Origin of the sequence: Streptomyces sp. SID5785 (genome assembly GCF_009870065.1) — a bacterium.
Lineage (GTDB): Bacteria > Actinomycetota > Actinomycetes > Streptomycetales > Streptomycetaceae > Streptomyces.
This window is the reverse complement of sequence record NZ_WWIA01000280.1, coordinates 1-9,493: the sequence shown is the minus strand read 5'-3', so window position 1 is coordinate 9,493 and position 9,493 is coordinate 1. Positions and strand designations below refer to the sequence as shown.

Below are 9,493 nucleotides of genomic sequence, written 5' to 3'. Positions count from 1 at the left end.
CCGGCCCCGGCGCAGCGTGCTGCTCACGGCCCTCACCGGTGTCGTCCTCGTCTACAGCCTGCTCCCGCTCGTCTGGCTGCTGATCAGCGCCACCAAGTCGCAGGCGGGCCTGGCCCGTTCCTTCGGCCTCTGGTTCGACCGCGACTTCTCCCTGTGGGACAACATCAGCGCCACCTTCACGTACCAGGACGGCGTCTTCGGGCGCTGGCTGCTCAACACCCTGCTGTACGTGGTCGTCGGGGCGGGCGGCGCCACCCTGCTCGCCGTCCTCGGCGGCTACGCCCTCGCCAAGTTCGTCTTCCCCGGCAAGCGCGCCGTGCTCGCCGTCGTCATCGGGGCCGTCGCCGTGCCCACGACCGCGCTCGCGGTGCCGACCTTCCTCATGTTCAGCAAGCTCGGCCTCACCGACACCCCGTGGGCCGTCATCCTGCCCTCCCTGATCTCCCCGTTCGGCCTGTACCTGATGTGGGTCTTCGCCACCGAGGCGATCCCCGCCGAACTCATGGAGGCCGCCCGGATCGACGGCGCGGGCGAACTGCGCACGTTCTTCACCGTCGCCCTGCCCCTGCTCGCCCCCGGCACCGTCACCGTCCTGCTCTTCACCACCGTCGCCACCTGGAACAACTACTTCCTCCCGCTGATCATGCTGAAGGACCCCGACTGGTACCCGCTCACCGTCGGCCTCGACGCGTGGAACAGACAGGCCTACGCGACCGGCGGCGAGGTCGTCTTCAACCTGGTCGTCACCGGCTCTCTCCTCACCATCGTCCCGCTGATCGCCGGGTTCCTGCTGCTCCAGCGGTACTGGCAGTCCGGCCTGTCCGCCGGAAGCGTCAAGGAGTAGCCCTCCGTCCCGGCGCCCCGTGCGTCACCACCCCCTCGGCCCACGAAGAAGTGGAAGTCACCGTCATGCCCCAGCACCTGCGCCGCACCCTGCGCGGCATCGGCCTCGTCTGCGCCCTCGCCCTCGCCGCCACCGCCTGCGGCGGCTCCGGCGACGACTCCGCCGGGAAGGAGGTGAGCGCGGGCGACATACAGAGCGCCCTGAAGAAGGGCGGCACCATCACGGTGTGGGCCTGGGAGCCCACCCTCGAGCAGGTCGTCACGGACTTCGAGAAGAAGTACCCCGCGGTCCACGTCAAGCTCGTCAACGCCGGGACGAACAACGACCAGTACAAGGCACTGTCGAACGCGATCTCCGCGAAGAAGGGCGTCCCGGACGTCGCCCAGGTCGAGTACTACGCGCTCGGCCAGTACGCCCTGACGAAGCAGATCACCGACCTCAAGGGCTTCGGCGCGGGCAAGCTGGCGGACCGGTACTCGCCCGGCCCCTGGAACTCCGTGACGTCCGGAGACGGGATCTACGGACTGCCCATGGACTCCGGCCCGATGGCGCTCTTCTACAACAAGAAGGTCTTCGACCGGCACAAGATCGCCGTGCCGACGACCTGGGACGAGTACGTCGACGCCGCCCGCCAGCTGCACAAGGCCGACCCGAAGGCGTACATCACCAGCGACATCGGCGACGCGGGCATGACCACCAGCCTGCTGTGGCAGGCCGGTTCGCACCCGTACAAGGTCGACGGCACCAAGGTCGGCATCGACTTCACCGACCCGGGCGCGAAGACGTACACGGACACCTGGCAGCAGCTCATCGACGAGAAGCTCGTCTCGTCCGTCCCCGGCTGGTCCGACGACTGGTACAAGGGCCTCGCCGACGGCACCATCGCCACGCTTCCCATCGGCGCCTGGATGCCCGCCAACTTCGCCTCGGGCGTGAAGGGCGCGGCCGGGGACTGGCGCGTCGCCCCGCTGCCGCAGTGGACGAAGGGTGGTACCGCCAGCTCCGAGAACGGCGGCAGCTCGCTGGCCCTGCCCGCCCTCGGCAAGAACAAGGAACTCGCCTACGCCTTCGCCGAGTACGCCGACGCGGGCGCCGGCGTCACGACGCGGATCAAGAACGGCGCGTTCCCCGCGACCGTGAAGGACCTCGAGTCCCCGGCGTTCCAGAACACCGCCTTCCCGTACTTCGGCGGCCAGAAGGCCAACAAGATCTTCGCCGAGTCGGCGAAGCACGTCTCCGCCGACTGGACGTACCTGCCCTACCAGGTCTACGCGAACTCGATCTTCAACGACACCGCCGGGAAGGCCTACGTCTCCTCCACCACGCTGTCCGCCGGACTGAAGGCCTGGCGGGACGCCAGCGCCCGCTACGGCACCGAACAGGGCTTCACCGTCGAGAAGTAGCACCCGTCCGCACCCGGACCGCACCACTGGAAGGACCCGCATGAGAGCCCCCACCGCCTCCCGCTTCCCCCATCCGCAGGGGCCCGACGGCACCCGGCGGCTCGGCTACGGAGCCGACTACAACCCCGAGCAGTGGCCGCGGGAGGTGTGGGAGGAGGACGTCCGCCTGATGCGCGAGGCCGGCGTCACCACCGTCTCCCTGGCGATCTTCTCCTGGGCCCGCATCCAGCCCACCGCCGACACCTGGGACCTCGACTGGCTCGACGATGTCATGGACCTGCTGCACGCACACGGCATCGGCGTCGACCTCGCCACCGCGACGGCCTCGCCGCCCCCGTGGCTGACCACCGCGCACCCCGAGATCCTCCCGGTCACCGCCACCGGCGAGACCGTGTGGCCCGGGGCCCGCCAGCACTGGCGCCCCACGTCACCCGTCTTCCGCGCGCACGCCCTGCGCCTCGTCCGCACCCTGGCGGAGCGCTACGCTGCCCATCCCGCCCTCGTCGCCTGGCACGTCAACAACGAACTGGGCTGCCACAACGTCTACGACCACTCCGACGACGCCGCCCGCGCCTTCCGGACCTGGCTGCGCCACAGGTATCGCACCCTCGACGCCCTCAACCACGCCTGGGGCACCCACTTCTGGTCCCAGCGCTACAGCGACTGGGACCAGATCCTGCCGCCCCGGCTCGCCGCCAGCCACCCCAACCCGACCCAGCAGCTCGACTTCAAGCGCTTCTCCTCCGACGCCCTCAGGGACCACCTGGCCGCCGAGCGCGCCGTCCTGCGCGAAGTGACCCCCGACGTGCCCGTCACCACCAACTTCATGGTCATGGCCGGGACCAAGGGCATGGACTACGCCGACTGGGCCGCGTCCGGCGAGGTCGACTTCGTCGCCAACGACCACTACGTCGTCCCGGGCCCGCAGGACCGCGACGAACTGTCCTTCTCCGCCAACCTGACCAGCGGCATCGCAGGTCACCGCCCCTGGTTCCTGATGGAGCACTCGACCAGCGCCGTCAACTGGCAGCCCGTCAACATCGCCAAACGGCCCGGCGAACTGGCCCGCGACTCCCTGCTGCACGTCGCCCACGGCGCCGACGCCGTGTGCTTCTTCCAGTGGCGCCAGTCCGCCGCCGGTGCCGAGAAGTACCACTCCGCGATGGTCCCGCACGCCGGACCCGACAGCGACGTCTTCCGCTCCGTCGTCGACCTCGGCCACACCCTGGCTTCGCTCGCCCCCGTCGCCGGATCACGCCGCGAACGCGCGCGCGTGGCCGTCCTGTTCGACTGGGACTCCTGGTGGGCCGTCGAACAGGACTCCCACCCCAGCTCCCTGCTCGGCTACCACCGCGAGGCGCTCGACTGGTACGCCGCCCTCCAGCGTCTCGGTATCCGGGCCGACGTCGTCCCGGCCCACGGCACCGAACTCGCCGCGTACGACGTCGTCGTCGCGCCCGTCCTGCACGTCGTGCCGCAGTCCCTGGCCAAGGAGCTCACCCGGTACGCCGAGGGCGGCGGCCACCTCGTCACCACGTACTTCTCCGGAGTCGTCGACGAGAACGACCACGTCTGGCTGGGCGGTCACCCCGGTGCCCTGCGCGAGCTGCTCGGCATCCGTATCGAGGAGTTCACCCCGCTGCTCGGCGACGAGCAGGTCGCGCTCGACGGCGCCGGCCCCGGGAGCCTGTGGACCGACGGCATCACGCTGACGGACCCGGCCACCGAGGTCCTCGCGTCCTACCGCACGGGCGACCACGCCGGCCGCCCCGCCGTCACCCGCCGCCCGGCCGGCCGCGGCTCCGCCGCCTACGTCTCCACCCGCCTCGGCACCGACGGCCTCACCGGGCTGCTCCCCGCCCTGCTCGCCCCGGCCGGCGTCACGAGCGAACTGCCGGAACAGGCCCGTGGAGCCGTCGAACTCGTCGTCCGGCACGACGACGACCACCGCTACCTCTTCCTGGTCGGCCGCGGCGACGCCCCCGTGACGCTGCCCGGACTGAGCGGCGAGGTGCTGACCGGACCGGACGTCACCGCGGGAGCGGCGCTCCCCCCGCGCGGGGTCGCCGTGCTGCGGCAGAGGCGGCGCCCGTGAGATCTTGAACCGAGTCCGGCAGCGGACGAGTCGAGGGAGAGTGCACGTCATGACAGAGCAGCCGACCGTCGCGGTCCTCGGTACCGGCATCATGGGCGCGGCCATGGCCCGCAACACCGCCCGCGCGGGCCTCACCGTGCACGCCTGGAACCGCAGCCGCGCCAAGGCCGAGCCCCTCGCCGCCGACGGAGTGCGGATCTGCGACAGCCCGGCGCAGGCCGTCATCGGCGCCGACGTCGTGCTCACCATGCTCTACGACGGGCCCGCCACCCTCGATGTCATGCGGCAGGCCGCCGACGGGCTGCGGCCCGGCGCGGCCTGGCTGCAGTCGACCACGGCCGGCGTCGAGGGCGTCGCCGACCTCGCCCGCTTCGCCGCCGCACACGAACTGGCCTTCTTCGACGCCCCCGTCCTCGGCACCCGGCAGCCCGCCGAGGCCGGGCAGCTGCTCGTGCTGGCGGCGGGCCCCGACGCGGCCCGGCCCGTCGTCGCGCCGGTGCTCGACGCGGTCGGCGCGCGCACCGTGTGGACCGGTGAGGACGGCGCCGCAGGCAGCGCGACCCGCCTCAAACTCGTCGCCAACAGCTGGGTCCTCGCCGCGACCAACGCCGTGGGCGAGTCCCTCGCCCTGGCACAGGCGCTCGGCGTCGACCCGACGTCCTTCCTCGACGCCATCGCGGGCGGCGGGCTCGACATGCCCTACCTTCACGCGAAGTCGGCGCTGATCCTCGAGGACCGGCTCTCCCCGGCCCAGTTCGCCGTCGACACCGCGGCGAAGGACGCCCGGCTGATCGCCGAGGCCGGGCGCGCCCGCGGCGTGCGCCTCGACCTCGCCGAGGCCGCGGCCGAGCGCTTCGCCCGCGCCGCCCGCCAGGGCCACGGCCAGGAGGACATGGCCGCGGCGTACTACGCCTCGTTCGACCCGGCGGATCCAGCGGACCCAGCGGACCCAGCGGACCCAGCGGACCCAGCGGACCCGGCCGCCTGAGCGCCCCGCCGCTCCCGCCGGACGGGGCCGGACGGGGTCAGGGCCGCTCCAGGAGCGGGATCTCGATGGCCGGGCAGCGGTCCATCACCATCTCCAGCCCGGCGTCACGCGTGCGCGCGTACGCGCCCTCGTCCACCACGCCCAGCTGGAACCACACCGCTGCGGCCCCGGCCGCCACGGCCTCGTCCGCGACCGCCCCGGCGAGCTCGCTGTTCACGAAGACGTCCACCACGTCGACCGGGAACGGGACGTCCGCCAGCGACGCGTACCCCTGCTCCCCGTGGACCGTCTCCGCCTTCGGGTGCACCGGCACGATCCGCTTGCCGTACCTCTGCAGGACCTGCGCGACGCCGTACGCCGCACGGGACGTGTTCGAGGACAGGCCCACCACGGCCCAGGTGTCCCCGGTCTCGGTGAGAATCCTGCGGACGGTCTCCCGGTCGCCGTACATCGACGCCTCCAAGGTTCGGGCCAACTCTGACGTCCGGGTAACGACGCGCGCGCCCCGCCGATTCCGCACCTCACGGGGCACGCATAGGCTGGCCGGATGCAGGACGAGTACCGCACCGTGGCCCGCGAGGGCGTGCACGAGACCGAGGTCAACCGCTCGCGCTTCCTGTGCGCGCTCGCACCCGCGGCGACGGAGGAGGAGGCCCAGGCCTTCGTCGCCCGCATCCGCAAGGAGCACCCCACCGCCGGCCACAACTGCTTCGCGTACGTCATCGGCGCCGATGCCTCCGTGCAGAGGGCGAGCGACGACGGCGAGCCGGGCGGCACCGCCGGGGTGCCGATGCTGCAGATGCTCACCCGGCGCGAGATGCGGTACGTCGTCGCGGTCGTCACGCGCTACTTCGGCGGCGTGAAACTCGGCGCGGGCGGCCTCATCCGCGCGTACGGCGGCGCCGTCGGCGAGGCGCTCGACACGCTCGGCACCGTCACCCGACGCCGCTACCGGCTCGCCACCGTGACCGTCGACCACGCGCGCGCGGGCAAGATGGAGAACGACCTGCGCTCCACGGGCCGCGCCGTGCGCGACGTCCGCTACGGCGAGGCGGTGGAGATCGAGATCGGACTGCCCGAGGCGGACGTCGAGCAGTTCCGGGCCTGGCTCGCGGACGTGTCGGCGGGGGACGCCGGGTTCGAGCTCGGCGGCGAGGCGTACGGCTGACCCGGACCCTGGCCCGGGGACGCTGACCCGGACCCGGGCGCGCGGCTCTGCCCGTGTGGGGTGGGTCACCTGCGCGGACGGGAGGGACGGGAGCTCCGGACGGGCTGTCCGACCCAGCCGTTAGCCTCGTGTGCATGAGGCTGCTGCACACGTCCGACTGGCATCTGGGCCGCGCGTTCCACCGCGTGAGCATGCTCGACGCCCAGTCCGCGTTCATAGGCCACCTCGTCGACACGGTGCGCGCGCACGAGGTCGACGCGGTGGTCGTCTCGGGCGACGTGTACGACCGGGCGGTGCCCCCGCTGTCCGCGGTCGAGCTCTACGACGACGCGCTGCACCGCCTGTCCGACCTCGGCGTGCCCACGGTGATGATCTCCGGCAACCACGACTCGGCCCGCCGCCTCGGCGTCGGCGCGGGCCTCCTCGGCCGGGCCGGCATCCATCTGCGGACGGCGCCGAGCGGCTGCGCCGAGCCCGTCGTGCTGGCCGACGCCCACGGCGACGTCGCCTTCTACGGGCTGCCGTACCTCGAGCCCGCCCTGGTCAAGGCCGAGTTCGGGGTCGAGCGCGCCGGACACGAGCAGGTGCTCGGGGCCGCCATGGAGCGGGTGCGCGCGGACCTCGCCGCCCGCGCCCCCGGCACCCGGTCGGTGGTCCTCGCGCACGCCTTCGTCACCGGCGGCGCCCCCAGCGACAGCGAGCGGGACATCACGGTCGGCGGTGTCGCGGCCGTCCCGGCCGGCGTCTTCGACGGCGTCGACTACGTGGCCCTCGGCCATCTGCACGGCAGCCAGACGATCTCCGAGCGCGTCCGCTACTCGGGCTCCCCGCTGCCCTACTCGTTCTCCGAGGCCGATCACCGCAAGAGCATGTGGCTCGTCGACCTCGACGAGCGGGGCACGGTGACCGCCGAGCGGATCGACTGTCCGGTGCCGCGCCCTCTCGCGCGTATCCGCGGCGACCTCGAGGAGCTGCTCGCCGCACCGGAGCTCGCCGCCCACGAGGAGTCCTGGGTCGAGGCCACCCTCACCGACGCGGTCCGGCCCGACGACCCGATGGCCCGCCTCGCCGAGCGCTTCCCGCACACCCTCAGCCTGCTGTTCGACCCGCGCCGCACCGACGAGCGGACCGACGCCAGCTACGCGGAGCGGCTGAGCGGGCGCGACGACCACGAGATCGCGGAGGACTTCGTGACCCATGTCCGCGGCGCCGGGCCCGACCCGGACGAGCGCCTCCTGCTGCGCGCCGCCTTCGACGCGGTCCGGACCGACGACGTCGTGCGCGAGGTCGCCCGGTGAGACTGCACTCCCTGAAGATCACCGCGTTCGGCCCCTTCGGCGCCACGCAGGAGATCGACTTCGACGCGCTCTCCTCCGCCGGGCTCTTCCTGCTGCACGGACCGACCGGCGCGGGCAAGACCTCCGTCCTCGACGCCGTCTGCTACGCGCTGTACGGCTCGGCGCCCGGTGCCCGGCAGAGCGGCGGCACCCAGGGGCAGCACCTGCGCAGCGACCACGCCGAGCCCGGCGTGCGCACCGAGGTCGTCCTCGACCTGACCGTCGCCGGCCGCCGCCTGGAGCTGACCCGGCAGCCCCCCTACGCCCGCCCGAAGAAGCGCGGCACCGGCTTCACCACGGAGAAGGCGCAGAGCGCCCTGCGCGAGTACGTCGCCGAGGACGCCGCGTGGAACGACCTCAGCCGCTCCCACCAGGAGATCGGCGAGGAGATCACCCAGCTGCTCGGCATGAGCAAGGACCAGTTCTGCCAGGTCGTGCTGCTCCCGCAGGGCGACTTCGCGCGGTTCCTGCGCGCCGACGCCGAGGCGCGCGGCAAGCTCCTCGGGCGGCTCTTCGACACGCACCGGTTCGCCGCCGTCGAGCAGCGGCTCGCCGACGACCGGCGCGTCGCCGAGAAGCAGGTCAAGGCCGGTGACGCGGCACTGCTGGCCGACGCCCACCGCATGCAGCAGGCCGCGGGGGAGAGCGCCGAACTCGACCCCGTCCGCGCCGAACCCGGTGAGCCGGGCCTCACGGAAGCGGTCCTCGGCTGGGCCGCCGTCGCCCGCACCGGCGCCCGCGAGCGCTTCACCCACGCCCATCTCGCCCTCGGCGCCGCCGAGTCGGCCCGCACGGCGGCGCAGGACACCCTCGCCGCGGAGCAGGAGACGGCCCGGCTGCAGCAGCGCCTCGACGAAGCCCGCGCGCGGGCCGCCGCCCTGGACGAGCACGCCGGCGAACACCGGGCACTGCAGGAGCGGATGGAGCGGGCCCGCAAGGCCGAGTCCGTCGCCCCCGCCCTCTCCCTGCGCGACGCCGCGGACGCCGAGCACCGCAGAGCCCTGCGGGAGGAGACCCGCACCCGCACCGCGCTCGCCTCCGCCCCCGACCGCGCCGCCGCCCGTCTCGACGGCCGCCTCACCGAGGACGCCGGGCCCGCCGGACTGGCCGAGGCCGCCCGTCGGCTCGCCCAGGAGCTCGGCGGGCTCGACGCCGCGCGCCGCGCCGAGCAGCGCCTCACCCGGATCGCCGAGGACCGGGACCGCCTCGACCGCGAGGAACGCGCGGACGCCGAGCTGCTCGCCGAGACCGACGGCTGGCTCGGCACCTGGGACACCCGTCGCACCGCACTCCAGGGCCGGGTCGAACAGGCCCAGGAGGCCGCGACCCGCGCCGAACACCTCGCCGGACAGCTCGAACCGGTACGGCAGCGCGCCGCCGCCGCCGTCGAGCGGGACCGCCTCACGGCCCTCGCCGGGACGGCCCGGGAGGCGGTGCTGCGGGCCCGTGAGGAGTCCGCCGCCGCGCACGAGCACTGGCTGGGGCTCAAGGAGGAGCGGCTGCGCGGCGTGGCCGCCGAACTCGCCGAGGCCCTCGTCGCCGGTGAGCCGTGCGCCGTCTGCGGCAGCGTCGAGCACCCGGCGCCGGGCGCGCGGGCCGCGGGCCACGTGGACCGGGCCGCCGAGGAGCACGCGCTCGCCGCCCACCGCACCGCCGAG

General features: G+C 73.5%; 8 protein-coding genes. 7 read left to right on the top strand and 1 reads right to left on the bottom strand.

Features of this window, described 5'->3' with window-relative positions; translation table 11 throughout:
• The 4 genes from GTW43_RS08875 to GTW43_RS08860 form a co-directional block, all read left to right on the top strand.
• The coding region (locus GTW43_RS08875) for a carbohydrate ABC transporter permease (protein WP_161301078.1) at nucleotides 1-844 on the top strand (844 nt) is incomplete at its 5' end.
• 65 nt (nucleotides 845-909) lie between these two features.
• Complete coding sequence (locus GTW43_RS08870) at nucleotides 910-2,247, top strand: sugar ABC transporter substrate-binding protein (RefSeq protein ID WP_161301077.1); 1,338 nt, start codon at nucleotides 910-912, stop codon at nucleotides 2,245-2,247.
• A gap of 40 nt (nucleotides 2,248-2,287) precedes the next feature.
• Nucleotides 2,288-4,342, top strand: a complete 2,055-nt coding sequence (locus GTW43_RS08865) for a beta-galactosidase (RefSeq protein WP_161301076.1) — start codon at nucleotides 2,288-2,290, stop codon at nucleotides 4,340-4,342.
• A gap of 40 nt (nucleotides 4,343-4,382) precedes the next feature.
• A complete protein-coding gene (locus GTW43_RS08860; RefSeq protein ID WP_343245938.1) occupies nucleotides 4,383-5,330 on the top strand; it encodes an NAD(P)-dependent oxidoreductase in 948 nt (315 codons plus the stop codon).
• A 37-nt stretch (nucleotides 5,331-5,367) separates the two neighbouring features.
• Here the strand turns inward: GTW43_RS08860 and GTW43_RS08855 are convergent, their stop codons facing one another.
• On the bottom strand, nucleotides 5,368-5,781 hold the full coding sequence (locus GTW43_RS08855) for a CoA-binding protein (RefSeq protein WP_161301074.1): 414 nt from the start codon (nucleotides 5,779-5,781) through the stop codon (nucleotides 5,368-5,370).
• Nucleotides 5,782-5,877: 96 nt separating this feature from the next.
• Between GTW43_RS08855 and GTW43_RS08850 the strand changes: the two genes are divergently transcribed.
• The 3 genes from GTW43_RS08850 to GTW43_RS08840 all read left to right on the top strand — a co-directional run.
• Nucleotides 5,878-6,498, top strand: coding sequence for a YigZ family protein (locus GTW43_RS08850; RefSeq protein WP_161301073.1), 621 nt, complete (start codon nucleotides 5,878-5,880; stop codon nucleotides 6,496-6,498).
• A 134-nt stretch (nucleotides 6,499-6,632) separates the two neighbouring features.
• On the top strand, nucleotides 6,633-7,796 hold the full coding sequence (locus GTW43_RS08845) for an exonuclease SbcCD subunit D (RefSeq protein WP_161301072.1): 1,164 nt from the start codon (nucleotides 6,633-6,635) through the stop codon (nucleotides 7,794-7,796).
• On the top strand, nucleotides 7,793-9,493 hold a 1,701-nt coding region (locus GTW43_RS08840; RefSeq protein WP_161301071.1), incomplete at its 3' end, for an SMC family ATPase. The genes GTW43_RS08845 and GTW43_RS08840, both read left to right, overlap by 4 nt.